This is a genomic window from Kluyvera genomosp. 3, from assembly GCF_011765685.1.
Lineage (GTDB): Bacteria > Pseudomonadota > Gammaproteobacteria > Enterobacterales > Enterobacteriaceae > Kluyvera > Kluyvera georgiana_A.
Window position 1 is genome coordinate 2,048,973 of the sequence record NZ_CP050321.1, and the last position, 25,593, is coordinate 2,074,565.

A 25,593-nucleotide genomic window follows, 5' to 3' on the forward strand; every position below is an offset into this window, starting at 1 on the left:
TAACCCGCCTGTGGGCGGGTTCCTTTTGGGTTAGACAAGCCGCATAACCCAGGCATCGGACGGTTGATCGTAGTGCTTGCGATAAAGAACGGAACGTTCGCCATCAAGAAGGGCCGGGATGCTAGTGTCGGCGTCCCAGGCATCCAACTGCATACATAAATCGGGATCGGACTTACAAGGGATACTTAACGTTCGCTCGCCGTGTTGATCGGCATGCAGCACGGCGTCATCAATTTCGAATGCGCCAATGCGTACGCTGGTTTTACTCATCATGCTCTCCGTTAATCTGCTGACCGTTGTGGTACGACCAGTTAGGCCGTACCTTTTCAGCGTAGTCAACGTCGAGAATTACGCCAGTTAAAAAGTGCGCTTTTTTTGTCCGCTACTCCGACCTGCTGGCGAACAGTTTCCCATCTCGTACCAATTCGCGGGGATAACTGTTTTTCAATCGTGAACCAATGCGCTTTGCCAGCCCCAGCGGGAATCCCTGGAAGGTGACAATGACGTCGTCGTGAGCGGGCGGCTGTTGCGGATAGACGTCGCGGCCACGATACCATTCCTGCGCTTCTTCCAGCGTCAGCTCATGCCCCAGCTTTTGCGTATTAGCCAGCGCAACGACCGCTTCGTGCTGCCAGCGAAAACCTTTGTTGTGCGTTTCGGCAAGTTTCAGTCCAATACGGGAAAAACGAACTTTACCCAGCAGTGGCGCGATTTCGGTAGGGAACAGCCAAACCTCTTTGTCGCGCTGCCAGAGCGTTAGCGCTTCATCCCATTCAATGCCCACGCTGTGCGCTGCACTCTCAACGGCAGCGGATTCGCGCGTTTTCATCGGGGTGAACGGGAATTTACCCACCTTGTAGCCCGGCGCTGGCAGCGCTTCAATCGCCGCGGTCTTACGCAGTCGCGCGACGAAGAACCCTTCACAGTCATAAATTTGTGGGAACACGTGCAGGAAGCCTTCAGGCGTCAATGCCTGGTCAGCGCTAGCGAAGAGTTCACCCAAAGGCATAACCTCGACTTCCTGCGGATAACGCGCCAGCAGCCAGGCGACGACCGACTCGTTCTCGTCGCGGTTCAGCGTACAGGTCGAGTAGACCAGCGTGCCGCCCGGACGCAGCGCGTGGAAAGCGCTGTCGATCAGCTCGCGTTGGGTTTCGGCGATCGCCTGGTTACTCGCCAGCGACCAGTTCTTCAACGCATCGGGATCTTTACGCACCACGCCTTCGCCGGAGCAGGGGGCATCGAGCAGGATGGCATCAAAGCACTCGGGTAAGGCGGCGCCGAACACGCGGCCGTCAAAGTGTGTGAGCGCGGTATTGCTGATGCCGCAACGGCTGATATTGGCGTGCAGCACTTTGACCCGGCTGGCGGAGAATTCGTTAGCCAGCAGCATACCGCGGTTGCCCATTCTGGCGGCAATCTGCGTGGTCTTCGAGCCCGGGGCTGCGGCAACGTCCATTACCCGAACCGGCTGCAGTCCGTCGGCAAACAGTGCCGCTACCGGCAGCATGGAACTGGCTTCCTGAATATAAAATAGCCCGCTCAGATGTTCAGCGGTGCTGCCCAGCGGCAGTGCGTCCTCGTCATCACGCTCAATCCAGAAGCCTTCCGCACACCAGGGGACCGGGGTCAGTTGCCAGCCATAAGGGGCGACCAGGGTGAGGAAATCATCAACCGTGATTTTCAGCGTATTCACGCGAATACTGCGACGCAGCGGGCGCTGGCAGGCGGCAAGGAATGCGTCAAACGAGAGATGAGCCGGCATGGCCTCACGCATCTGCGCGAGGAATTCATCAGGAAAATAGACAGAGTTTTGAGCCACTGGCGAATACCACAAGGAGATAAAGAGCGCGCAGTCTATCATAAAACGCGCCGGTGACGGGACACCGGCGCGTGAGGGAGGGCGTTAACGCGGCAGCGCGGTACCCCATTCGCGCCACTCTTTCGGCTCGGACTCGAGCAGCAGGAAGTGTTTGCCTTCCTGCGCCTTCGGTGCCAGCGGCGTTCCTGGCGGCGTGGCGAAAGCGATACCGCCACGAATGAACTGATTGAAGGTGCCGGTCTTCACCACACCGCCAATCAGGCCAAAGTCGAGACTGTAGCCGGAAGCCAGCCAGAAGACCGAGTTGTTACGCACCAGATGCTGGTAGCGCTGGCCGATGCGCATTTCAATCATCACCCGGTCAGAGAGGCTACCGAGATGCAGGCCGGTAACGGTACCGACTTCGATTCCCCGGAACAGCACCGGTGTACCGATACTCAACGAACCAGATTCCGGCGCTTCCACGACCACGTTCAGGCCGTTGAGGTAGCGTGAATCGGAAATGGTCGCCTCCTGAAGTTCAAAATCGCGACGCAGCTCACCGTGACCCGGCTCAACGTTGACGTACGGCTGGAGCAGGGTATCCAGGTGTTCAACGCCGGCCGCTGAGATTTGCGGTGTGATCACGGAGAAACGGGTACCGCGGCGGGCGAAGGTATTCACATACTCAGGATAAAGAACCGCGCTGGCCTGCACTTCATTGCGCGAGGCATTGAGATCCAGACTTTGTACCTGCCCGATATCGATGCCGAGATAACGAATCGGCATACCCGCAGACAGTTTATCCGCATCAAAGGCATGCAGGGTGATCTGCCCACCAACAGCGCGCGCGGCGGTTTCTGAAGGGAACAGGACGCGCTTGTCGCCCTTGCGGGTTCCATTATTCGCTTCACTGATGTTATCAAAGCTGACTGCGCCTTTTAACGCCCGTGAAAGCGGGGACGCCTGCACTGTCAGCCCGCTGCCGTTCAACTGCACTTTCGCGCCGCCTTCGGCCCAGAACACGCTGTTCGGGGTCAGCAGCGAACGGTATTCCGGCTTAATATGCACCGCGATATCAAACGCGTTGGCGCGCGGTTGTACGGAGGTTATTTCACCCACCTCAAACTTACGGTATAGCACGACGGAACCGGTCTGAATATCCGGCAGCGTGTCGGCGGTGAGCATCAACGTGGTCGTCGGGAAATCGCTAAGATTATTTTCCTGTGCTTTTTCCAGATTGGCGAACAGCGGGTAGCTGGTTTTCATCGCTCCCTTTTCCCCGGGCAAAATGCGAATGCCGCCGCTCAGCCATTCATTGGCGCTGGCCCCGAGGAACTCTACACCGTCGATACCGACTTTGACGTCCATTTTGCTGTTCACGACAAACTTGCTGTCACCGTGCAGCAGGTCACGGTATTGCGGATCGATGGCGATGGCGAAACTGATACCTTTGGCGTTCAGCGTACGCTCCATGACCTGGCCGATGCGCACGCCATGCAGCATGATAGGCTGCCCGGCGTCGATGCCATAGCTCTCAGGCGCGGTCAACGTTAGCGTCAATACGCCGGGCTGCTGCAACAGTGTTTTATCCGCAGCGAGTACGGTAAAGCGATCCTTAGGCGCGCCTTCACCCGGGACCAACTCAAAGGTACTGCCAGTGAGCAACTGACTTAGATTGGTGTTTTCCAGCGACAGCTTCGGTTGACGGAGTTCAATGCGCGTATTTTCGCGCAGCAGCGATACTACGCTCGGGTCGACGGTCATTTCGCCGGTCACCGAACTGTCCGGATTGAGCGTCATTTTTGTCAACTGACCGACTTCCAGCCCCTGGTACAGCATCGGCGTCGATCCCGCTTTCAGCCCATCGCCGTTCGGCAACTGCAGCTGAATAAGCACGCCGCGCTGGCTGTGGGCCAGATCTTCATAGAGGCCAAACTCATCGTTCTGCCCGGCGGCCTGGGAATCGGATGGCGAGTCGAAAGCGATCGCACCGTTAACCAGCGCGGCCAGACTCTCCAGTTGCACCTTCGCGCCGCTAAGGCCAACGTCGGCTTTCACGCCGGAGACATTCCAGAAGCGGCTGCCTTTTTTCACCAGATTGGTGAAACGGCGCTCGATCAGCACGTCAATGGTGACGCCCTGATTATTCGGATTGATCGTGTAGTCGTAGACGCGGCCAACCGGAATTTTGCGGAAGTAAACCAACGACCCGGTATTGAGCGAACCGAGGTCCGGCGCGTGCAGGTGGACCATCAGCTCGCCGTTGTTCAGGCGGTATTTCGGCTGTGTGTCGAGGGCGGTGAAATGATCACGCGGTTCGCCTTTACCGGGCATCATGCCGATATAGTTACCGCCGACCAGCGCATCCAGCCCGGAAACACCCGCGAGAGAGGCTTTCGGCGTGACCAGCCAGAATTGGGTATCTGCCCGCAGTGCGTCTTCCATATCGCTTTTGATGCTGGCGCGGACCTCAATTTTGCTGCGGTCACGGGCCAGGCGGATATCCTGAACCGTTCCCACCTCAACGCCCTGGAAGCGTACCGGCGTGCGGCCGGGAACAATACCATCCGCCGACATAAAGTCGATGGTGATGGTCGCTCCCCGGTCTTCGTAGCTGTTCCAGATAAGCCAGCCGGCAATCATCAGCGCGATGACCGGTAATAGCCAGAACGGTGAAATGCGACGTTTTGTTTTAATTCGCGCCTCAGTCTGTGAAGCGGGCGTTTCCTGACTCATGTGCGTCCCAAAGTAAGCGGCTGTCCAGCCATTCAACAGCAAGAATAGTTAATATTACCGCAGCGCCAAAATAAAACGCAGCGGGGCCCATCGTAAAGGCGAGAAGTTGATCGCGATTGATGAGCGACATGGTTAACGAAATAACAAACAGATCAAGCATTGACCAGCGGCCAATCCAGGTGACGAAACGCAGCAGCAGGATGCGTGTGCGCAGCCCTTGTTCGCACTTAAAGTGGATGCTGATAAGCAACGTCAGCATCACGATAATTTTGGTAAAGGGGACCAGGATACTGGCAAAAAAGACTACCGCCGCCACCGCCACGTTGCTATTGGCCAGCGACAGGATCCCGGAAAGAATCGTATCGTCCTGGCGGCCGCCATTGACATAGATAATGGAAATAGGCAGCAGGTTGGCGGGGAGCAGAAAAACAATCGAGCTGATCAGCGCCGCCCAGCTTTTTTGCAGACTGTGTTTGCCGCGGTGATAAAGCGGTGTATGACAGCGGCGGCAGCGACCGCGCATATCCGGGAAACCGGTATAATGGCAACTGCGGCACACCTGGAGCGCGCCGTCGGGCCGCGTGGCTGGGCGCTGGGGATAGAAGCGTTCCCAAAGCTGTTCGACGTTTAGATGAATCAGCGTCAGGATACTGAGCACTACCAGCGAGATATAAGCCAGCAGACCCAGGCCCGGTTGCAGGAACGCGTAGTCCTGCACCTTAATCGAGGCCACGGCGATACCGACCAGGTAGATGTCGAGCATCACCCACTCTTTCAATTTATCGAGCATCAGCAGGACAGGACGAAGATTCATCCCTAAAATGTTACCGAGCCACAAATAGGCGATGGACGTCACCAGCACCGCGGGAGCGGCGACGGTGCAGAAAAACACCATCGCGGCGGTGATGGGGTGTCCGCTATCGGTCATCAGCCAGATCCCATGCAGCAGATTGGCGTCAATGCGGACGCCGAGCAGATACAGCCGCAGCAGCGGTTCGCTCCAGGCGAAGGGCATCAGCAGCAGCATGGCAATCGCCATGGCGCCCAGACGGGTTAACGACCAGTCTCGGCCGTCGCGCACTTTGGCGTTACAGCGTGGGCAATAGGCGCTTTGCGATGATTTTACGACCGGTAACCGAAAAAGCATATCGCACTGCGGGCAACGTTGGTAATGTGCCCACGGCAAAGGTTCTCTGACCGTGTGAATTCGTATTTTTTTCGTCGGCGTTATACGTGATGTTTTCAGTGCCATTTATTACATTGATAAATGAATGTATAACTCTATCTTAACCTAAGTATGGATTCATCTTGAGCCCGAACGCACTTAATGCGTATTTTATAAGGGCCCAGGCAAGGTAACGAATCAGTAACATCGTAAACAATAGTGATTGAATAATGAGCAAAACAGAATTTTACGCGGATCTTAACCGCGATTTTCAGGCATTAATGGCAGGTGAAACAAGTTTCTTAGCGGTAATCTCCAATACCAGCGCGCTGCTGTACGAGCGTCTGTCCGACGTTAACTGGGCCGGTTTTTACCTGCTGGAAGGCGATACGCTGGTTCTCGGGCCGTTTCAGGGCAAAATTGCCTGCGTGCGTATCCCGGTGGGCCGTGGTGTTTGCGGTACCGCGGTAGCGGAAAATCGCGTTCAGCGCGTAGAAGATGTTCATGCTTTTGATGGGCACATTGCCTGTGATGCTGCCAGTAACGCCGAAATCGTGCTGCCGCTGGTGGTCAATAACCAGGTTATTGGCGTGTTGGATATCGATAGCACCGTGTTCTCGCGCTTTGGCGAAGAGGATGAACAGGGGTTGCGTGAACTGGTTGGCCACCTGCAAAAAGTGCTTGAAGCCACCGATTACCAAAAATTCTTTGCACCCGTCGCAGGATAATCAACGGATAACGTAGCATTTACGGATGACGTCATTATAATGTCGCCTGTTCATGCCTGCGGCTTGTTGGCTACGTCCGTTGTAATCAGGAAATTTCATGGAAAATCAACCTAAGTTGAATAGCAGTAAAGAAGTTATCGCATTTTTAGCCGAACGTTTTCCGCAGTGCTTCAGCGCGGAAGGTGAAGCTCGTCCTCTGAAAGTCGGTATTTTTCAGGATCTCGTCGAGCGTGTTGAAGGGGAGATGAACCTCAGCAAAACCCAACTGCGTTCCGCACTCCGTCTTTATACTTCAAGCTGGCGCTACCTGTACGGTATCAAAGCCGGTGCAGTTCGCGTCGACCTCGACGGCAACCCTTGCGGTGAGCTGGACGAGCAGCACGTCGCGCACGCACGTCAGCAGCTTGAAGAAGCCAAAGCTCGCGTTCAGGCGCAGCGCGCTGAACAGCAGGCGAAAAAACGCGAAGCCGCCGCTGCTGCTGGTGAGCAAGGCGATGCGCCGCGTCGTGAGCGTAAACCACGTCCTCCGGTACGCCGTAAAGAAGGGGCTGAGCGTAAGCCGCGCGCTGCTACTGCAAAACCAGCCGCTAAACCGGCTCGCGAAGTGCGCGAAGAAAAACTGACGCCGGTTTCCGATCTGTCCGCACTGACGGTCGGCCAATCCCTGAAAGTTAAAGCGGGCAATAACGCTATGGATGCCACAATCCTGGAAATCACCAAGGATGGCGTTCGCGTTCAGCTTACTTCTGGTATGTCAATGATTGTACGCGCAGAACACCTGGTGTTCTGAAACGGAGGCCGGGCCAGGCATGAACAAACTTTTTAGGCTCTCCGCGCTTGCTGGCCTGTTATTAATAACAGGCCAGGCCTTAGCGGTGGAAGATATTACCCGTGTTGAGCAACTTCCTGTGCTTAAGGAAGAGACTCAGCACGCCACGGTAAGCGAGCGCGTCACCTCGCGCTTTACCCGTTCTCACTACCGCCAGTTCGATCTCGACCAGGCCTTTTCGGCCAAAATTTTTGACCGCTATCTGAACCTCCTGGACTACAGCCACAACGTGCTGCTGGCCAGCGACGTTGCGCAGTTTGCGGCGAAGAAAGGGCAGATTGGCGACGAGCTTCGTTCCGGCAAACTGGATGTCTTTTACGATCTCTACAATCTGGCGCAAAAACGTCGCTTTGAGCGCTATGAGTATGCATTGAAGGTGCTTGAGCGCCCGATGGATTTCACCGGTAATGACACCTTCAACCTGGATCGCAGTAAAGCGCCATGGCCGAAGGATCAAGCCGAGCTGAATGCGCTGTGGGACGGCAAAGTCAAATATGACCAGCTGAGCCTCAAGCTCGCCGGTAAAGACGATAAAGAAATTCACGATACCCTGGCGCGTCGCTATAAGTTCGCGATCCGTCGCCTGGCGCAAACCAACAGCGAAGACGTGTTCTCGCTGGCGATGACTTCCTTCGCCCGTGAAATCGACCCGCATACCAACTACCTTTCACCGCGTAATACCGAACAGTTCAATACCGAGATGAGCCTGTCTCTGGAAGGGATTGGCGCTGTGCTGCAAATGGATGATGACTACACCGTGATCAACTCCATGGTGGCAGGCGGCCCGGCGGCGAAGAGTAAGGCGATTAGCGTGGGCGATCGTATCGTCGGCGTAGGCCAGGCCGGGAAAGGCATGGTTGACGTGATCGGCTGGCGTCTTGATGATGTTGTTGCGCTGATCAAAGGGCCGAAGGGCAGCAAGGTACGCCTTGAAATTCTTCCTGCCGGGAAAGGCTCAAAAACCCGTATTGTTACCCTGACCCGTGAGCGTATCCGCCTGGAAGATCGCGCGGTGAAAATGTCGGTGAAAGGCACCGGCAACAATAAGGTCGGCGTGCTCGACATTCCGGGTTTCTACGTTGGTCTGACTGAAGACGTGAAGGTTCAGCTGCAGAAGCTGGAAAAACAGAACGTCAGCAGCGTTATTATTGACCTGCGCAGCAACGGCGGCGGCGCGCTGACCGAAGCGGTCTCGCTTTCCGGTCTGTTTATTCCGTCCGGCCCTGTGGTGCAGGTACGTGATAACAACGGTAAGGTGCGCGAAGACAGCGACAATGACGGCGTGGTTTATTACAAAGGGCCGCTGGTGGTGCTGGTTGACCGCTTCAGCGCCTCGGCGTCGGAAATCTTTGCTGCGGCAATGCAGGACTACGGTCGTGCGCTGATCGTGGGTGAGCCAACCTTCGGTAAAGGCACCGTACAGCAGTATCGCTCGCTGAACCGTATCTACGATCAAATGCTGCGCCCTGAATGGCCGGCGCTGGGCTCCGTTCAGTACACCATTCAGAAGTTCTACCGCATTAACGGCGGCAGTACGCAGCGTAAAGGCGTTACGCCGGACATCATGATGCCGACCGGTAACGAAGAGACCGAAACCGGTGAGAAGTTCGAAGACAACGCGCTTCCGTGGGATAGCATCAATGCGGCGACCTACGTGAAGTCTGGCGACATGGCGCCGTTTGAGCCTCAGTTGCTGAAGCTGCATGCCGATCGTATTGCGAAGGATCCTGAGTTCCAGTACATCGCTAAAGATATTGCGCACTTCAACGCTCTGAAAGATAAGCGCAGTATTGTGTCTCTCAATTACGCCCAGCGTGAAAAAGAGAACGAAGAGGATGATGCGACTCGTCTGGCGCGCGTGAACGATCGCTACAAGCGTGAAGGCAAGCCGCCGATTAAGAAGCTGGACGATTTACCGAAAGACTATAAAGAGCCAGATCCGTATCTGGACGAGACGGTGAATATCGCCGTTGACCTTTCGAAGCTGGAGAAATCCGCGCCCGCTGAACAACCGGCGGCAAGCAAGTAACCCCAACAGGCACAAGCAATTGTGCCTGTTTTTTTATCTCCCTCAAGTTCTTGTCAACAATGATGCTACAAAATGTAAAGTTGTGTCTTTCTCGTGACTTAGCCTCACGTGATCGTTGAAAATCGGCGGATTACCCCTACGATAGGGATAATCGCATAGTGCGTTTTGTTAAGAAGAGGTTAAAAGTAAATTATGATGCGAATCGCGCTTTTCCTGATGACCAACCTGGCCGTGATGGTTGTGTTTGGGCTGGTGCTAAGCCTGACAGGAATTCAGTCGAGCAGCATGACCGGTCTGCTGATTATGGCGCTGCTATTTGGTTTCGGCGGTTCCATTGTTTCATTGATGATGTCGAAATGGATGGCGCTGAAATCGGTAGGCGGCGAGGTCATTGAGCAACCGCGTAACGAGCAGGAACGCTGGCTGTTGGAAACCGTCGCTCGTCAGGCGCAGCAGGTAGGGATTGCCATGCCACAGGTTGCGCTGTACCACGCGCCGGATATCAACGCCTTTGCTACCGGCGCACGCCGTGATGCATCGCTGGTTGCCGTGAGTACTGGCCTGTTGCAGAACATGAGCCGTGACGAAGCTGAAGCGGTCATCGCCCATGAAATCAGCCACATTGCCAACGGTGATATGGTGACCATGACGCTGATCCAGGGCATTGTGAACACCTTCGTTATCTTTATCTCACGCGTCATTGCGCAGATTGCGGCGGGCTTCCTCGGCGGCAACCGTGACGACGGAGAAGAGAGCAGCAACGGCAACCCGCTGATTTACTTCGCGGTGGCGACGGTGCTGGAGCTGGTGTTTGGTATTCTGGCGAGCATTATCACCATGTGGTTCTCGCGCTATCGCGAATTCCACGCTGATGCCGGTTCGGCGAAGCTGGTGGGCCGCGAGAAGATGATTGCGGCGCTGCAGCGTTTGAAAACCAGCTATGAACCGCAGGAAGCCAGCAGCATGATGGCGTTCTGCATCAACGGCAAATCCAAATCGTTGAGTGAGCTGTTTATGACTCACCCGCCTTTGGATAAGCGTATTGAAGCGCTGCGCAGCGGTGAATACCTGAAGTAATCGTTGTTGCCGAAAAGAATGCCAGCCCGTTTACCGCGGGCTGGCTTTTTTTTAGCCGCGATGATGAGACGCGGTTTTTAAATCGATAATACGACCAATATTGTCGTGATAGACCGTCAGCAGATTGTACTGGCTCATCTCCGAAATAATCTGCGGCGCAATGTTAAAACTGCGGGCAAGTTCGTCCCTCTGCAGCGACGCCAGGCGGGCATGGCGTCGGGAATGTGTTCGCCGACGGTTGTATTGATACCAGAGAATCAACAGCCAGCCGTTGATCGCGGCAATCAGCAGGTACACCAGCAGAGTATTAAACGCCTCGACCATCGTATCCCAGCGTTGTCCTCCGTCTTCGGTCAGCTTCATTAGCAGATTGGCGTAGAGAAAAAACAGAAAACCGCACCAGGCGAGCAGCGTTAACGCCGCGTCAAAGCAGCGGGGCATCAGGCGGTGTTCGGTTAAAATTATGCTATTTTCGTTCATCACATTCTTCCTTTACCACGATCGGGACTCACCCAACGCGCGCGTGCGCGCTGGCGTTTCAGCATGACTTTCGGGAAGGCGACGATGGTTGTGAACATGCCTATCATCCAGTACACCATCGGGAACCAAATCACCCAGAACAGTGAAAAGGCGACCTTCTTTTCATAGCGGCGTTCAATAAACAGGCTGACGGCGAACTGTAGCAAACACATCACCCCCAGCAGCAGGCCGGTAAACTCCGGGGGAAACAGGCTTCTGACGGCCAGATTTTCCGGCAGCGGCAAAAGAGAGCTGAGCAGAAACAGCAGTACCGTCACCGCATACGCAAAAGCCCACAGCGTGGAGAGTGCATATTCCGCAAACAGGGGCCACATTCGGTGATGTTCCCAGCTAAACAGTTTGCGCAGATTAACCAGGAAAACTTCCGCGCCGCCTTGTGCCCAGCGTAGACGCTGCTTCCACAGTCCCTTCAGCGTCTCAGGCATCAGGATCCAGCACAGCGCACGTGGTTCAAAAAAGATGTCCCAGTGGTGCAGCTGTAACTTCCAGCTGATGTCGATGTCCTCGGTAATCATATCGGGGCTCCAGTAACCCACGTCGGCCAGTGCCTGTCGACGGAAGGCGGCAATCACTCCGGAGACGGTAAATACCCGGCCATAAATGCGCTGCGTGCGTTTGATGAGCCCGATAATCGAGGAAAATTCACCGACCTGAATACGGCCAATCAGCGTGGATCGCGTGCGAATACGTGGATTGCCCGTCACTGCCCCCACATGCGGGTACTGAATCAGCGGCGCGACCAGATAGGCCGCCGTATCGCTATCGAGCAGGGCATCGCCGTCGATACACACCAGCAGATCGCCCCTTGCCGCAGCGGCTCCCGCTTTTAACGCCACGGCTTTGCCCTGATTTTCCGCCAGATGAATCACCCTCAGGCGTGGCTGCTCGCGCGCAAGCTGTTCAAGTACCTCGGCGGTATCATCTGCTGAGCCGTCGTTGATGGCGATCACCTCAATATGCGGATAACGCTGTGCCAGTGCCGCGCAGAGGGTTTCTCGCGCATTCTTCCCTTCGTTAAAACAGGGGATTAGGATCGATATCAGCGGCTCGCCGGGCAGAACGGGAGGCGGCATTTTGGGAGCCCACGGCCAGCGGCGTTCAAGCTGAAACCAAAAATAAAGTCCGCCGGTGACCCACAGTACCGACATAAATAGTGGCCAGAAGAACACGAAATCGAGAATCAACTCACCGGTAAAAATGGCTGCGACGCCCAGCGGCAGCCCGAACACCAGTCCTAAAATACAAAATGCGATAAGGCGATCAGTCATTTTTGGGGTACCAGTACGAAGAGAATGCGGGCCGAATACGAGCCATGTTGGGCTGGTTTTCGATGAAATCGTCGGGATAGTAGCCGTAGTTTTTCACACCGTTGAGCTGGAGCACTTGCATCCACTCCACCAACTGAGCGTCGGGGACAGCATTTTGCGCCCGGTGATTCCAGTCTTTGGCCTGAAGCTCGAAAATCGTTTTGCTTAACGCGCCGGGACGAGCCGCCACCGCGCTTACCAGCTGAGCCAGCCAGTCATCGGCTTGCGCAGGGGCAACGGATTCCATCAACGGCATGGCCATTGGCACCGTCCAGTCATAGGCGGCCAGAAAATCGTCGAGATTCTGCGCAAACCAGGCCTCGCTCTCTGGCTCCAGCAGCGGGAGGGCGAAAATATTGCGTGCGGTTTTGACCTGGGGGCCACGAATACGCTGGGCAGCGTGGCTTAATTGACGAGTGAACGTCACGAGTGTCTGGCTCTTGAAACGCGTCCAAGCCCGACGCTCGGTAGGGTGGCGTGCCATGTCGGCGATGCTGTAGGAAGAGCCGGACTGTTGCCACGCGCTAATGGCCGCCGGGCCCGCATCCTCAAAATCGCTAAGCACGGCATCATCGTGAAATAAAATGCCGTTGAATGGGGCATAACGGGCGAGATCTTCATAGAGATCCGTTATCTGACGACGCGCCTGCGGGCTCCACGGTGACAGTCTGATGTAGGGCTCGGTGGCGGTCAGCGTACGCCCGGTTTGTGGATCCCAGCGTTGTACGCGGGGAAGGGAGGGGGCGAGGTCGAATGCCAGCACTGGCATCCAGGCATAAACCTTAACTCTGGCGCGGGTCTGCAACTGCCAGGAGACGAAGTTAAACAGATCGGCGCGTACGGGGAGCCAGCGATTGGGGAAATAGAGCGCTTTAATGTTGCCGTCGCCCTGTGGGTCGGAAAACGCCTGTAGAAAGACATGGCTGATCTTCATGTCGTAGACCCGCTGCACCAGCTTGTCGATATTACGGGTCTGCTGGGCGACATCCGGGTCGTAGAGATAGTCGAGATCAACATGCATCACACGCACGACTTCCGGTTCCTGCACCTGCGTCACCATGCTGGCGAAGGCTTTTAGCGAAGGGTTTCCAGAAATGAGCAGGCGAGGGATATTTTCAATGTCGCTGGCATCGCCCAGACCATCGGCCAGCGTAAAGGCTAATTGATAACCGTGCTTTTTGGCGATGGCAAGCGTCGCTCCGTTGGCTTCTCCATAGGGCCAAACCCAGGCGCGTGGCTCTTTCCCGGTTACTTCACCGATTTTCGCGGTCACTTTACGCACGTCTTCACTAATGCGCTGGGTGAACTGCTGGTCTGTTTCATAACGGCTGCTTTGCCGATCGTAGAACCGATTGGCGACCGCCGGTTCGAGGCTACCCTGTGGGTTAGCCGGAATGCCATAGTGTGAGGCCCAGGTATGGGCTCCCACTTCCACCAACGGCGAACGGCTGACCTCTCTCACCATCTGCCAGGTGGCAAAACGTTCACGTGGCGTCATCAAGCCGCCAAAATTGATGTTCTGTCCGGCGGGCGTATCGACCCAACTGCCGACCGGCGCCCACAGCGCGGGGACATTCCAGGCTTTCAGCAGCGGCCAGACACGGGTATAAAAGCTGCTGTAGCCATCGTCGAAACTTAGCAAAAATGCCTTTGGCGGCAGCGTCTTACGCGATTGATGCGCATCAATAATATCCTGTACGCTGATGGCGTGATAGCCGTTGTGTAGTAGCCAGCTAATCTGTTCGTTGAGCGCGCTGGTGCGTACGGTCAGGTAGCGCTGGTCGGCGATATCATCCTCAACGTCGTGATAACCCAGCACCAGAAAGTGGTTTTTTGGCCACGGTTGGCTGGCAACTAGCGGCGCGCGATCCTGTGGGGCAATAAAGGGCATTGCTTTGGCATAAGCGACTGCGCTCATGCACAGCCAGCCTATCGTAACCAGGCTGATACGGAGACGTGTGTTCAGCATAATCATCCTTAAAACCGTAAAGTGGCATCAAAGGTGACGGCGAGATTGCTTTCGCGTTTGCCGTCGTAAGGGCGCTTATCCCAATTAAGCATCAGCCCGGTATCAAGGACGTTGTTCCACTGAACGCGTTGCCCGTAACCTAAGAGAGTGATAGCGCCTGGGGGCCGTTGTTTCTGCCAGTAGACGCCGCCACCGGCGACGATCTGTTGGCTCCAGAGCGTGTCGTAGTGTCGGTACATCTGGTGGTCGACGGTCAATGAAGCCGCCGCGGAGAGATCCCGCGCCGGGTTGTAATACTGGGTGTCGGCGAGGCTGTTGGCGCTTGCGGAGATTTCCGGGCCAAGGGTGAGCGTCATTGATGGTCTCTGCCACAGACGTTCCTGGCCGGTTACGCTATATTCCTGCCGACGGTTGCCGTCAGAAAAATCGCTGGCTGCGGCACTGAGGCGGTAGTCGCGCCGTTCATTCTGATACCAATGCACTGAAGCCTCTGCGCGGTTGGCGCTGATCCCATTACGCAGCGCCCGTAAGGGCGTGGTGCGGGAGATTCGCTCTATTTCGCCGCCAAACTGCCAGCTGTCAACTGGTCGATATTTTGCAGCGATGCGTGCGCCCGGCTTGCTGGTGCCGTGATAGTGATTGCTGGACAGTTCGGCCTCGCCCCAAAAATCACGTGGTCGCCACTCCAGACCGCCAAAGAGATGACGCGCGGAGCCTTTGCCCTCATCAAAATGGCCCTGTGCAAAGCGGGTACCGGCAAATACGCGCCAGTTGTCCGCCAGCGGGGGAGAGTAGAGCGTGGCATCCCAGGAGAGATCGTGCGTGCCGCTGATGGGGTTGTCGGAATACAGTCCCTTACCAGCGTTAATGCGTAACTCTGAAAAATGCTGAATGTCGCGCAGCCTGGCCAGCTTCTGCGCGCTGCGATCCTTAGGCCTGCGAGCGATGATATCGTCAGTCAGTACATCCAACTGATGCCATTCATTAAGATCCATGGCGACGTAGGCCTGCTGGCTTTCCAGTTCGATATTTGCAGGTTCCAGCGCCTCTGCCATTTTGAGCTTACGTTCCGCCGCTCTGGGCTGGCCGCGAGCCTGCAGCACCGTGGCGTAATCGATTTGTAGCCCTTGATTGCCCGGCGCGGAGTCAGCCAACTGGCGGGAAAGTGCCTGCGCCTGTGGTAACGCGTTACTCTGCGCGAGGTACTGCACGTAGAGCGATTGTCCGGTCAGCCAGCGATCGTTAGGCTGGGCGATGGGATCGCCATAGTCGTACCGGGCCCAGGGCGTATTCTGCATCATCCGGGCAACGTATTGCCTGGCTGCCTGGTATTGACCGGTATCCAGCAGGGCGAAAAATAATGCGTTCTGGTCATCATCAGCGTCCGGGATATAGCCCGGATGCTCGGCGAGGAGCGTCTGGGCGGCGGAAACGTTTTCTTGTTCCAGATAGGCTGAAATAACCCAGCCGATAGCCCAGTCGGGCACGGTTTGCTTTGCGGCGAGTAGCGTCTGGTATTCATGAGTCACCGACGAATAGTCGGCGTTGGCATAGAAGGCGCCAAGTCTGTCGAGACGGGCTCGCATCACATCCTGCTGCGCAGCGGGATCGTCTTTCCAGCGCGTTAACATCACGTCGTAGCGGCTGAGCGCCAGCTGCGCCAGAAAGAAGCGTTCTTGTTCGGTGCGGGTCGGTAGGACTGCAAGGCGCACGATTTCTGCCGTCGCATTGAGATCCAACTGCCGACGCTGCTCGGGCGTGAGTGTCGCCGACGACGCGTGTGCTTGCGCTGGCGTAGCAACTCGGCTATCGCTCAGGGCCGCAACCCACTCGCTGAGCATCGCGCTATCGTGTGGGTCATGGACGAGTGCGAGGGTATCGTTTAATAACCGATCCCAGTCTTTCCCTTGCTGTTGATACACATAGGCCAGCGTTTGCAGATGGGCAGGGGTATGTCGTTCGGTGAGCAAGCGCTGCGCCTCTTTCAACGCCGCAGAGTCCTGACGCGCGTCGGCCAGGGTTTTAATGTAGCCGATACGATAGTCATCATTATCGGGCGCCAGCATAAGGGCCTGTTGCCAAAGCGATAGCGCTGTTTGCCACTGTTGAAGATTTCGCGCGGACTGAGCGGCTGCGGCGACCCCTCGTGGCGGAATCGGCATATATACCTGATAGCGTTGCCAAATCTGAATAACGTCACGATCGCGCCCGGCCCACGATGCCACCTGTAGCCAGTCCGCGACCTGCCCGGCATTTAAGGCATTATGCTGCTGATAGCGTTCAACATAGATAAGAAACGCGGAGTAATTACCGCTCCGCGCTTGCTCAATCTGTTGTTCATATATGGATTGAGCGCCCTGCACCAGGCCCGGAATCAGTAATATCAGGCTAAATGAAAGCGATAATTTGGAGTTGCGATAATAGCGTGTTTTATTGTGATGAGACGAGCTATCCATATCTATTTACCATAACTGTATCCAGAGTTCGTGACAAAACATGGCCGCCTTTCAATCCTGAATCAGGGAAAGGTAATAATTGCGCGAAGCAGATTGTTCTTTTGGTCTGTCTAACTTACTTTTAGGTAATAAAGCATTTCCTCAAACGGAGTTGTATGATCGCTAATATACACCGGATGTGATTGTCGATAAATATACCGAAAATGGCCTCTATGTTTTAGGATTTATCTGTAGATAAATGAAAAAATAGGGTTTTCTGATTGTTTGGTTTTGATTTTAAATTATTGATAATGATCTATTTTGTTGTATTTCATGTGGTTATGAATTAAGGGCGAGGCTCAATAGGTTGTGGCATGAAATGGCTTGTGAACAGGCAATATTTAGGACGTTTTATGACAAAAAATCTTAATCTCTTAAACTGCATCTTTTCTGTGGTTGTTTTTTAATTATAATCACGATGAGTCATTATCATGCCGCCTGTTGTGATGGCGTGATATGGCGGGCAGAGAGGTAATCAAATCAACATAGTTTGTCACCATTATAATAAGCCATGCAATGGAGGTTGTCTTTTCTCCTGAAAGGATGTTCCTGCTTTAAATGTATAAGGGATGATTTGTGGCAACATCTATACTTTTAGTAACGCAAGACAGCTACCTCGTCAGAGGCATTGAACTGTTATTCCCGGATATTATTCAGTTAGATTCGATTGATCGTAAGGTGTTTGATGGCAGCGCCGACGAATATTCTGTATTGATTGATAGTCGCTCACCGCTTCATTGTTATGACTATCTGATACTGGATGCGTCGCGATCGAAAAAACCGGTTTCCTGTATCATGCTGGATATGCGCTATCGTGAAGCTGAAATGCTGAACATGAAGTTGTTTTTACGCAACCTGCTTGAGCCGACGGATATTACGGCATTATTTACGCTGCTGTTGAACATGAAAAGCCGTCGCTTAACATCGGTCTGGCTGGAAAACCTTGTTCTCAGTGACGCTGAGCGGCTGATGCTACATCTGCTGATGACGGGTATGACCATGGAAGAGGCGGCCGACATGTTGAATATGTCAGTGAGGGGGCTTTATCGACAGCGAACCGAACTGTCCGAACGTCTTGGCGTGGACAATTTTAATGAGGCTTGCTTGTTTATTTTCAAAAATAATCTGCTGGAGTTGCCCGGCGATACCCGCGGGTTAGGCAACCGGCGGGTATCGTCAGAGGAGGGGGCTTAACTTTGCGCGCGCGGCTGCGTTACCCGCAGGCCGCTAAAGAGCGTGGCGACGACGGCGAGCGTACCTGCCAACAGTAGGGACACGTGCGTGCCGCCATTGCCAAAGAGATTAAACATCAGCGCAACCAGCGCCGCGCCGGTGCTCTGCCCAAGAAGGCGCGCCGTGCCGAGCATGCCGCTGGCACCGCCGCTGCGGTTACGCGGGGCGGAGGCAATAATTGTGTGGTTGTTTGGCGACTGGAACAGCCCAAAACCGGCGCCGCACAGCAACATGCGCCAGATAATATCCAGGTCGCTCGGTGAGGTGGGCAGCATCGCCATAGCAAACAGTCCGCAGGCCATAATCCCCATGCCCAGCGCGCCGAGTAGACCGGCGTGAACCCGTTCAATCAAATAGCCAGCCAGCGGCGCCATCACCATGGTTGCCAGCGGCCATGGCGTCAGCAATAGGCCGGTCTCAACTTCGCTACGGCCAACCATCGTTTGCAAGAAGAACGGCAGTGACACCATGGCTAGCATTTGCGCGCAGAATGAGCAGATGGAGGTGCAGATGGACAACGAAAACAGCGGGATACGCAGTAGATCAACCGGCAGCAGCGGCACCGGCATACGAAGCTGGCGGCGGACGAAGAAGAAACCAATGACCAGTAGCGCGGCGACTTCAGCCAGCACCAGCTCAATAGACTGTCCTTGGGCAAAACTGCTCAGTGCCGTGATAAGCAGGCCGAAGGTCAGGGCATTCATCACTGCGCTTGGCAGATCGAAACGCGTCGACTGGCTGCGCGTGCCGTTCGACGGCAGGAAACGTACGGCCAGCAGCCAGGCGATAACGCCCAGCGGCACGTTGATAAAAAAGAGCCACTGCCAGGTGGCCAGCGAAAGAATGGCCGCCGCGATAGTCGGGCCGGCCGCTGAGGAGACGGCCACCACAAAGGAGTTGATGCCCATACCGCGTCCGAGCTGGCGTTGCGGGTAAATGAGGCGGATCAGCGCCGTATTCACGCTCATCAATGCCGCTCCGCCGAAGCCTTGCAGAATACGCGCCAGAGTCAGCATCTCCAGCGAGTTTGAGAAGGCGCAGAACAGCGAAGCGAGAGTGAAGACCACCAGACCTGCTTTATAGATGCGGTGATAGCCAATCATGTCGCCGAGGAAAGAGAGAGACAGCAGGGAGATGACAATCGCAATCTGGTAAGCATTAACGATCCAAATAGATGCCGCCGGTGATGCGTTCAAATCGCTGGCGATGGTCGGCAGCGCAACGTTGGCGATCGCGCCGTCGAGAACGGCCATGGTAATGCCGATCACAATCGTCAAAATGGCCCCGTACCGCTGTGGCAGTGGCAGGCCATCAATCATGTTTCTAGTCATGTGGGAAGTTGTTTTTGAGGAAATTATTAACCAGAGAATGATTCTAGCATTGATTAATCAATTGAATGTCTAAGATTTGTAACCAGGTCACAGAAGTTTCATTGCTACGGAGGCTTTGCGAAATTATAATAAAAACCGGTTCTAATATTTATAAAACAGTTGCGATGAGGTGATAAATGTCAGCAGCAGATTTGGACAAGCAGCCAGATTCTGTCTCTTCGGTACTAAAGGTATTTGGTATCCTGCAGGCGCTTGGCGAAGAACGCGAAATTGGCATTACTGAACTTTCGCAGCGCGTCATGATGTCGAAAAGCACCGTTTATCGCTTTTTGCAAACCATGAAGTCTTTGGGTTATGTTGCCCAGGAAGGGGAATCTGAAAAGTATTCGCTGACCCTGAAGCTTTTTGAACTGGGTGCGCGGGCGTTGCAAAACGTTGACCTGATCCGCAGCGCGGACATCCAGATGCGTGAGCTCTCTCGTCTGACGAAAGAGACCATTCACCTGGGTGCACTGGATGAAGACAGCATTGTTTACATCCATAAAATTGACTCCATGTATAACCTGCGTATGTATTCCCGCGTAGGGCGTCGTAACCCGCTGTACAGTACGGCTATTGGTAAGGTTCTGCTGGCCTGGCGTGATACCGCCGAAGTTCGCCAGATCCTTGAAGGCGTTGAGTATAAGTGCAGTACCGAGCGCACGATTGCCAACACCGATGAGCTGATCACCGTTCTGGAACAGGTGCGCAAGCAGGGCTACGGCGAAGATAACGAAGAGCAGGAAGAAGGGCTGCGCTGTATCGGCGTGCCGGTGTTTGACCGTTTCGGCGTGGTGATCGCCGGTTTGAGTATCTCTTTCCCCACGCTGCGTTTCTCCGAAGAGCGCTTGCATGAGTATGTGGAGATGCTGCATACCGCAGCGCGTAAAATTTCGGAACAGATGGGCTATAACGACTACCCGTTCTGATCGCGAAATAAAAAAGCCCGGTATATAGTACCGGGCTTTTTTTTGTCTGCCGTTAACCTTCGTCGACGACGCTGGCCGTTTTACGCAACAGCGGGCAACTGGGTCGCCCGACCACGCCGTTATCGCCGTGGAGGTAAAATGCGGTGCTAAATCCCTGGGCCGTCAGATACTTACATTGTAGCCCAAGACCTCCAGCAGTCTTCTGGCTACCTGCCAGTACACCATAGCCGCTCAGCAGTACACCTATCGCAATGATGACCAGGCAAACGATAATCCTGATTAACAGGCGCATAATAAATCCTCTTCTATTATTTCTCTCATGAATACTACCGTAACGTGATTACGGATTGACACAAGTCTATGATTCCTAAAAGCACAAGATGCCGTTACAGTTAGCCGCGGTTTAAGGTTAGCATGCTAACCTGGTTGTATCTGAATAAGAATTCATGCGGAGAGTGGAGTGAAAAAGTTTCGGTGGGTATTACTGATAATCGTGATTGCTGCCTGCCTGCTGCTCTGGACACAAATGATCAACGTGATGTGCGATCAGGATGTTCAGTTTTTCAGCGGGGTTTGCAGTATTAACCGGTTTATACCCTGGTAAAACATTTTTGCCGGCAGCATTTCCTTCCGTGATGTGAGTGGTAGAATAGATCGTTCCTTTTGAGGTGGTAAAATGAGTGATCTTGTAAGTTCTGGGGCATTAAATCTGGCATCTCTGGCGTTATCCTTCCTGCTGCTGTTAGTCGGTCTGGTTTTGTGGTTCTTTGTGAACCGCGCCAGTTCTCGCGCTAACGAGCAAATCGAACTCCTTGAATCGCTGCTCGATCAGCAAAAGCGTCAAAATGCGCTGCTGCGTCGTTTATGCGAAGCCAATGAGCCAGAGAAAAAGGAAGAAGAGGCGCCGCAGGCAGAAAACGGAAAAGAAGACGACAAAGACGATTTTATTCGCCTGGTTGCCGAACGATAATAACTTTATGTGATGACTCCGTGCAGCCTGGTCAGGCTGCCGGACTGAATGCTGATGCACTGCCCTGGTGCATATCCGTGTCTTCCCTGCCAGTCTCTTATCTTTGCGTGCGTTGGTTGCAGTGTTGCGCAAACATCAGTCAGCGTTAGCGTCGATCTTCCATCCCGGTAGATTACATAACAGTATGTTATTGTTATTCATGACTCATTGACGGGTATTATTTCTAGTCGAAATATTATCGCTCGTAATAATGTTGTAGCGGTGCTTAATATTCATGCGAATCCGCTTTGCATAATCCACACCATAATAGCGAAACGTTTTTATTGCGTTGTTATGAGGCAATGTCACAAAACGATCATTATTTTGGTGCAAAATAACGCGAGCTATTTACCGAATCTCTTCGAAGGGCATCATGTGGTACGAATGGACTTATAACCGGCCATCAAAATGACAGCTGAAAAAGTTATAGTGAAATTAATCTAAAGATATAAATTTTTTGCTCATAGTAACGACATTCTGGACGCGGAAAAAAAGTTGGTCTATGTTAAAAATGTCTTACGTTACCGTAAGCTAGGTCACGTTTGCGGCATGCTGCTAGCCGCCCGTCAGCGTTTGCTCTTAGGCGTAAAAGCGCCCATGAGCAAATGATTTGTTGGGATTTGTGCGGCCGATCGAGTCACGTTTAAAAATGGCTTGCCATTATTTACGTTGTATGTGATAACACGTTTTGGGTTAAACGAGGTACAGTTCTGTTTATGTATGGCATTATCAGTAAAGAAGTTCTGAGTAAACACGTTGACGTTGAATACCGCTTCTCTGCCGAACCTTATATTAGTGCCTCATGCAGTCATGTCTCAGTTTTATCTATGAAAACGCCTGCGGGCGCAGAAAACACTCTAAGGAATTTTGCAAATGGCAAAGATTAAAGGTCAAGTTAAGTGGTTCAACGAGTCTAAAGGTTTTGGCTTCATTACTCCGGCTGACGGCAGCAAAGATGTATTCGTACATTTCTCTGCAATCCAGGGTAACGGCTTCAAAACTCTGGCTGAAGGTCAGAACGTTGAGTTCGAAATTCAGGACGGCCAGAAAGGCCCAGCGGCTGTTAACGTAACCGCTATCTGATTCGACACCCACTGATCTTGCGGCGCGCAAGCGCAACATTATCAGACATAAAGCCTCGCGTTTGCGGGGCTTTATCATTTCAGCACCATCTGCTTTAAACCCTCACGTCGCCTTCCGTCCGTGCCAGAATAGCGGTACACTTTCGCCCTTTGTTATCCAGCCGGAGTTGTTATGTCCTACAGTTGTCCGCTCTGCCACGCGCCGCTTACGCGCAGCGGCAATAGTTACCTTTGCCCACAGCGTCATCAGTTTGATCGGGCGAAAGAGGGCTACGTTAACCTCCTGCCGGTGCAGCACAAACGTTCTCGCGATCCGGGCGATAGCGCCGAGATGATGCAGGCGCGCCGCGCCTTTCTCGATGCCGGACACTATCAGCCGCTGCGCGATGCCGTGAGCGAAAAGCTGCGAGCCATTAACCCGCAACAGTTGCTGGATATTGGCTGTGGGGAAGGTTATTACACCCACGCGTTTGCCGCGCTGGCGCAGGAAACGTGGGGGCTGGACGTGTCAAAAACGGCGGTCCGATTTGGCGCTAAGCGCTATCCGCAGGTGAATTTTTGCGTCGCATCCAGCCAGCGTCTGCCTTTTGCTGACAGCAGTATGGATGTGGTGATTCGTATTTATGCTCCCTGCAATCCCTCCGAGCTGAAACGAGTGGTGAAACCTGGCGGGTGGGTCATCACAGTGACGCCGGGGCCACGTCATCTCGTGGAGCTAAAAGGGCTTATCTACAACGAAGTGCAGTTGCATGCGCCACACTCAGAAGTGATTGGGGGATTTACGCTCGAGAGCCACGACGCGCTGGCGTACCCGATGCAGTTGACCGGCAATGAAGCGGTAACGCTATTGCAGATGACGCCGTTTGCGTGGCGAGCGAAGCCGGAAGTGTGGGAAACGTTGCAGCAGCAGACGCAGTTTGGTTGCCAGACGGATTTTGCCATTCACGCCTGGCGTCGCGAGGAAGACTAGCCCATATAGTGCGCGTAGAGGATCTGCGCGCCGATGGCGATAAGCACCACCCCGCCCAGAATTTCGGCCCGTTTGCCAAGCAGCGGGCCAATAAAGCGGCCAACCATCATACCCAGCGTCGACATCATAAATGTGGCGCAGCCGATGGCAAACGCGGTGGTCAGAATATTGACCTTCAGGAATGCCAGCCCAACGCCGACAGCCATCGCATCAAGGCTGGTGGCAATTGCCGTCGTGACCAGCAGCCAGAAGCCGTGACGACGTGGCGCTTCTTTTTCTTCTTCGTCGTCGTCATTACCGCGAATACCCTCGATAATCATACGCCCGCCGAGGAACACCAGCAGAACAAACGCCACCCAGTGACTCCATTCCATCACAAACTGGCTGGCCAGCATGCCCAGACCCCAGCCAATCAGCGGGGTGAGCATTTCGATGACGCCAAAAATCAGACCGGTACGCAGCGCTTCAGAGAATTTGGGTTTATGCAGGGTGGCGCCTTTACCAATCGATGCAGCGAATGCATCCATCGACATACCTAAGGCAAGGAGGATAGTGGCGGTTAAATTCATGAGCGTGTCCAGACCGGGAAGTTTCCATACGACACATTCCTGCCCCCAGTAATCAGCAGAAAATGCGTCTATGGTCTCGCTTGACTACTGATGTAATCCGTACGCACCACGTTTTGCAACGAGTATGTTGACACGTACATTTCCAGCTAGTGGAAATCAGCTACTCCCCAACGACGGGCGCAACCTTAACATATTTTTAGAATATAAAACAACTCTTGCTATTGTATATTTCGCCTTTTGATGATAACGATTTTCATTTAGATTTATTGCGTAATCAAGAGGTTAATAAATAGGGCAGGGTTTGTGGGAATAAACATAGCCAACGCTATAACTCTGCTGTGTGAAAATAATGCAGTTATAGCGATGGCTATATTTTAACTTATTGATTATTGATGAGAAGGTTGTAGATCTTTTCGAGGTCATCAATATTTTTGACCCGAACAAGAAGACGGCGCTGTTCTAATTGCATCACCAGCACACCATCCTCGGATAAATTCATTTTTTGGATTCGGCTGTATTTAATCCACGCATTGGCGAAGAAAAAGCCTTCCGTTTTGAAAATAATCTTCGGGCTACGGATCCAGAAGAGATAAAAGCCCATCAATGCCAGCGTGCATAATAACCACGTGGTGATTATTTCCCCGTGATGAGTGACGTTGTTATAAACCAGAATGACAATCAGCACGACGAAGATAACGCTGTCCACGCGTCCAGGGCGCAGCAGGGGAACCGAGAGCAGGGTAACGCCATGACGGCGGGGCATAATGAACTGGTCGTAAATGGCGAATGCCAGAAGCGCGAGGATGAAAAGAACCAGTATCAGATCCGTTATTGTCATTAAGCCTCCAGATAAAAAAAACCGGGGGCAGAGGCCCCCGGCATACAGCAGATATTACAGACCCAGCAGGCCGATTGCGTAGCCCACGATACCGATGACGAAGAAGCCAACGATAATCCACAGGGCGTTCACTTTCTTACGCAGCAGCCACATACAGGCGAAGGTCAACAGCAGCGGTACCAGGCCCGGCATCAGCTGGTCGAGGATAGTCTGCACGGTGGTGACGCGAGTCTGACCATCCTGACCGGTGATGGTTGATACCACAAGCGGAATGTTCACGTGCGTCCACTTGTTCACCAACGCCCCCATGACAAACAGGCCGAGGATGGATGCCCCCTCAGTCAGTTTCTGCAGGAAGCCGCCGCCCATATCTTTAACGATATCGATACCTTTACGGTAGCCGTAAGCGACGCCGTAGTAACGGGTCAGCAGGCGTACTGCGTTAAACAGAATAAAGAACAGCAAAGGACCCAGCAGGCTGCCGCTCATCGCGATACCTGCACCCAGTGCAGCAAATACCGGGCGAACGGTACCCCAGAAGATCGGGTCACCCACGCCTGCCAGCGGACCCATCAGACCAACTTTGATACCGTTGATGGCACCATCGTCAATCTCTGCGCCGTTTGCACGCTGTTCTTCCATCGCCAGCGTAACGCCCAGTACTGGAGCGGCTACGTACGGATGGGTGTTAAAGAATTCCAGGTGACGCTTAATAGCCTGTTTACGCGCATCGTTGTTCTCTGGGTACAGGCGTTTGATCGCCGGAACCATGGAGAAGCAGAAGCCCAGCGCCTGCATACGTTCGAAGTTCCATGAACCCTGAAACAGGTTAGAACGAATGAACACGCCACGAATGTCACTCGGAGTGAGTTTTTTCTCGGTGGTAGTTTTAGTCATATCAACCATTTCGCTCA

Annotated in this window: 23 protein-coding genes and 1 pseudogene; 11 read left to right on the top strand and 13 right to left on the bottom strand. The window is 53.9% G+C overall.

Features of this window, described 5'->3' with window-relative positions; all coding sequences use genetic code 11:
• Positions 1-30: 30 nt before the first annotated feature.
• From GY169_RS09545 to yebS, 4 genes are all read right to left on the bottom strand, one after another.
• A complete protein-coding gene (locus GY169_RS09545) occupies positions 31-270 on the bottom strand; it encodes a YebV family protein (protein WP_163447991.1) in 240 nt (79 codons plus the stop codon).
• A 112-nt stretch (positions 271-382) separates the two neighbouring features.
• Positions 383-1,822 (bottom strand): 16S rRNA (cytosine(1407)-C(5))-methyltransferase RsmF, encoded by a 1,440-nt coding sequence (rsmF, locus tag GY169_RS09550; RefSeq protein ID WP_167575582.1) that lies wholly within the window; start codon positions 1,820-1,822, stop codon positions 383-385.
• A gap of 84 nt (positions 1,823-1,906) precedes the next feature.
• A complete protein-coding gene (locus tag GY169_RS09555; protein WP_167575583.1) occupies positions 1,907-4,540 on the bottom strand; it encodes a PqiB family protein in 2,634 nt (877 codons plus the stop codon).
• Positions 4,509-5,792, bottom strand: coding sequence for a membrane integrity lipid transport subunit YebS (yebS, locus tag GY169_RS09560; protein WP_167575584.1), 1,284 nt, complete (start codon positions 5,790-5,792; stop codon positions 4,509-4,511). Before yebS ends, GY169_RS09555 begins: the two co-directional genes overlap by 32 nt.
• Before the next feature lie 143 nt (positions 5,793-5,935).
• Between yebS and GY169_RS09565 the strand changes: the two genes are divergently transcribed.
• The 4 genes from GY169_RS09565 to htpX all read left to right on the top strand — a co-directional run bounded on the left by GY169_RS09565 (position 5,936) and on the right by htpX (position 10,368).
• The gene (locus GY169_RS09565; RefSeq protein WP_167575585.1) at positions 5,936-6,433 is read left to right on the top strand and encodes a GAF domain-containing protein; all 498 of its coding nucleotides are present in this window, start codon (positions 5,936-5,938) and stop codon (positions 6,431-6,433) included.
• Positions 6,434-6,530: 97 nt separating this feature from the next.
• Entirely contained in the window at positions 6,531-7,223 is a 693-nt protein-coding gene (proQ, locus tag GY169_RS09570) for an RNA chaperone ProQ (protein WP_163447996.1), read from the top strand.
• Positions 7,224-7,242: 19 nt separating this feature from the next.
• Positions 7,243-9,291, top strand: a complete 2,049-nt coding sequence (gene prc, locus GY169_RS09575; protein ID WP_163447997.1) for a carboxy terminal-processing peptidase — start codon at positions 7,243-7,245, stop codon at positions 9,289-9,291.
• A gap of 192 nt (positions 9,292-9,483) precedes the next feature.
• Entirely contained in the window at positions 9,484-10,368 is an 885-nt protein-coding gene (gene htpX / locus GY169_RS09580) for a protease HtpX (RefSeq protein WP_163447998.1), read from the top strand.
• 51 nt (positions 10,369-10,419) lie between these two features.
• On the opposite strand, the gene pgaD is transcribed toward htpX, so the two are convergent.
• From pgaD to pgaA, 4 genes are read right to left on the bottom strand one after another with little or no spacing between them, the layout of a single operon-like run.
• Positions 10,420-10,848, bottom strand: a complete 429-nt coding sequence (gene pgaD, locus GY169_RS09585) for a poly-beta-1,6-N-acetyl-D-glucosamine biosynthesis protein PgaD (RefSeq protein ID WP_163447999.1) — start codon at positions 10,846-10,848, stop codon at positions 10,420-10,422.
• Positions 10,848-12,176 (bottom strand): poly-beta-1,6-N-acetyl-D-glucosamine synthase, encoded by a 1,329-nt coding sequence (gene pgaC, locus GY169_RS09590; RefSeq protein WP_167575586.1) that lies wholly within the window; start codon positions 12,174-12,176, stop codon positions 10,848-10,850. Before pgaC ends, pgaD begins: the two co-directional genes overlap by 1 nt.
• On the bottom strand, positions 12,169-14,184 hold the full coding sequence (gene pgaB / locus GY169_RS09595; protein ID WP_223882157.1) for a poly-beta-1,6-N-acetyl-D-glucosamine N-deacetylase PgaB: 2,016 nt from the start codon (positions 14,182-14,184) through the stop codon (positions 12,169-12,171). The genes pgaC and pgaB overlap by 8 nt, the downstream gene beginning before the upstream one ends.
• 8 nt (positions 14,185-14,192) lie before the next feature.
• Positions 14,193-16,640, bottom strand: a complete 2,448-nt coding sequence (gene pgaA / locus GY169_RS09600; RefSeq protein ID WP_167575587.1) for a poly-beta-1,6 N-acetyl-D-glucosamine export porin PgaA — start codon at positions 16,638-16,640, stop codon at positions 14,193-14,195.
• Between the two features lie 615 nt (positions 16,641-17,255).
• Here pgaA and GY169_RS09605 point away from each other — a divergent pair.
• Complete coding sequence (locus GY169_RS09605) at positions 17,256-17,873, top strand: helix-turn-helix transcriptional regulator (RefSeq protein WP_167575588.1); 618 nt, start codon at positions 17,256-17,258, stop codon at positions 17,871-17,873.
• Here GY169_RS09605 and GY169_RS09610 read toward each other — a convergent pair.
• A complete protein-coding gene (locus tag GY169_RS09610) occupies positions 17,870-19,243 on the bottom strand; it encodes an MFS transporter (protein WP_167575589.1) in 1,374 nt (457 codons plus the stop codon). The two genes, GY169_RS09605 and GY169_RS09610, sit on opposite strands and share 4 nt — an antisense overlap.
• Positions 19,244-19,419: 176 nt before the next feature.
• Here GY169_RS09610 and kdgR point away from each other — a divergent pair, with 176 nt between their 5' ends.
• Positions 19,420-20,211, top strand: a complete 792-nt coding sequence (kdgR, locus tag GY169_RS09615) for a DNA-binding transcriptional regulator KdgR (protein ID WP_064544768.1) — start codon at positions 19,420-19,422, stop codon at positions 20,209-20,211.
• A 52-nt stretch (positions 20,212-20,263) separates the two neighbouring features.
• On the opposite strand, the gene GY169_RS09620 is transcribed toward kdgR, so the two are convergent.
• Positions 20,264-20,503 (bottom strand): YobH family protein, encoded by a 240-nt coding sequence (locus tag GY169_RS09620; RefSeq protein ID WP_064544772.1) that lies wholly within the window; start codon positions 20,501-20,503, stop codon positions 20,264-20,266.
• Positions 20,504-20,671: 168 nt separating this feature from the next.
• Between GY169_RS09620 and mgrB the strand changes: the two genes are divergently transcribed.
• The 5 genes and pseudogenes from mgrB to rlmA all read left to right on the top strand — a co-directional run bounded on the left by mgrB (position 20,672) and on the right by rlmA (position 23,272).
• Positions 20,672-20,815, top strand: coding sequence for a PhoP/PhoQ regulator MgrB (gene mgrB, locus GY169_RS09625; protein ID WP_163448005.1), 144 nt, complete (start codon positions 20,672-20,674; stop codon positions 20,813-20,815).
• 72 nt (positions 20,816-20,887) lie between these two features.
• The gene (locus tag GY169_RS09630; protein WP_163448006.1) at positions 20,888-21,181 is read left to right on the top strand and encodes a YebO family protein; all 294 of its coding nucleotides are present in this window, start codon (positions 20,888-20,890) and stop codon (positions 21,179-21,181) included.
• 755 nt (positions 21,182-21,936) lie between these two features.
• Positions 21,937-22,081, top strand: a pseudogene (locus GY169_RS09635) (DUF2627 domain-containing protein).
• Positions 22,082-22,093: 12 nt separating this feature from the next.
• Positions 22,094-22,303, top strand: a complete 210-nt coding sequence (gene cspE, locus GY169_RS09640; protein ID WP_001062678.1) for a transcription antiterminator/RNA stability regulator CspE — start codon at positions 22,094-22,096, stop codon at positions 22,301-22,303.
• Positions 22,304-22,474: 171 nt separating this feature from the next.
• Positions 22,475-23,272 carry a 23S rRNA (guanine(745)-N(1))-methyltransferase gene (gene rlmA / locus GY169_RS09645; protein WP_167575590.1) on the top strand — a complete coding sequence of 266 codons (798 nt, stop codon included), beginning with the start codon at positions 22,475-22,477 and terminating at the stop codon, positions 23,270-23,272.
• Here rlmA and mntP read toward each other — a convergent pair.
• From mntP to GY169_RS09660, 3 genes are all read right to left on the bottom strand, one after another.
• Positions 23,269-23,841, bottom strand: coding sequence for a manganese efflux pump MntP (mntP, locus tag GY169_RS09650; protein ID WP_167575591.1), 573 nt, complete (start codon positions 23,839-23,841; stop codon positions 23,269-23,271). The two genes, rlmA and mntP, sit on opposite strands and share 4 nt — an antisense overlap.
• A gap of 379 nt (positions 23,842-24,220) precedes the next feature.
• On the bottom strand, positions 24,221-24,679 hold the full coding sequence (locus GY169_RS09655; protein ID WP_065356793.1) for a DUF986 family protein: 459 nt from the start codon (positions 24,677-24,679) through the stop codon (positions 24,221-24,223).
• A gap of 54 nt (positions 24,680-24,733) precedes the next feature.
• Positions 24,734-25,585 carry a PTS mannose transporter subunit IID gene (locus tag GY169_RS09660; protein ID WP_064544784.1) on the bottom strand — a complete coding sequence of 284 codons (852 nt, stop codon included), beginning with the start codon at positions 25,583-25,585 and terminating at the stop codon, positions 24,734-24,736.
• Positions 25,586-25,593: the final 8 nt, after the last annotated feature.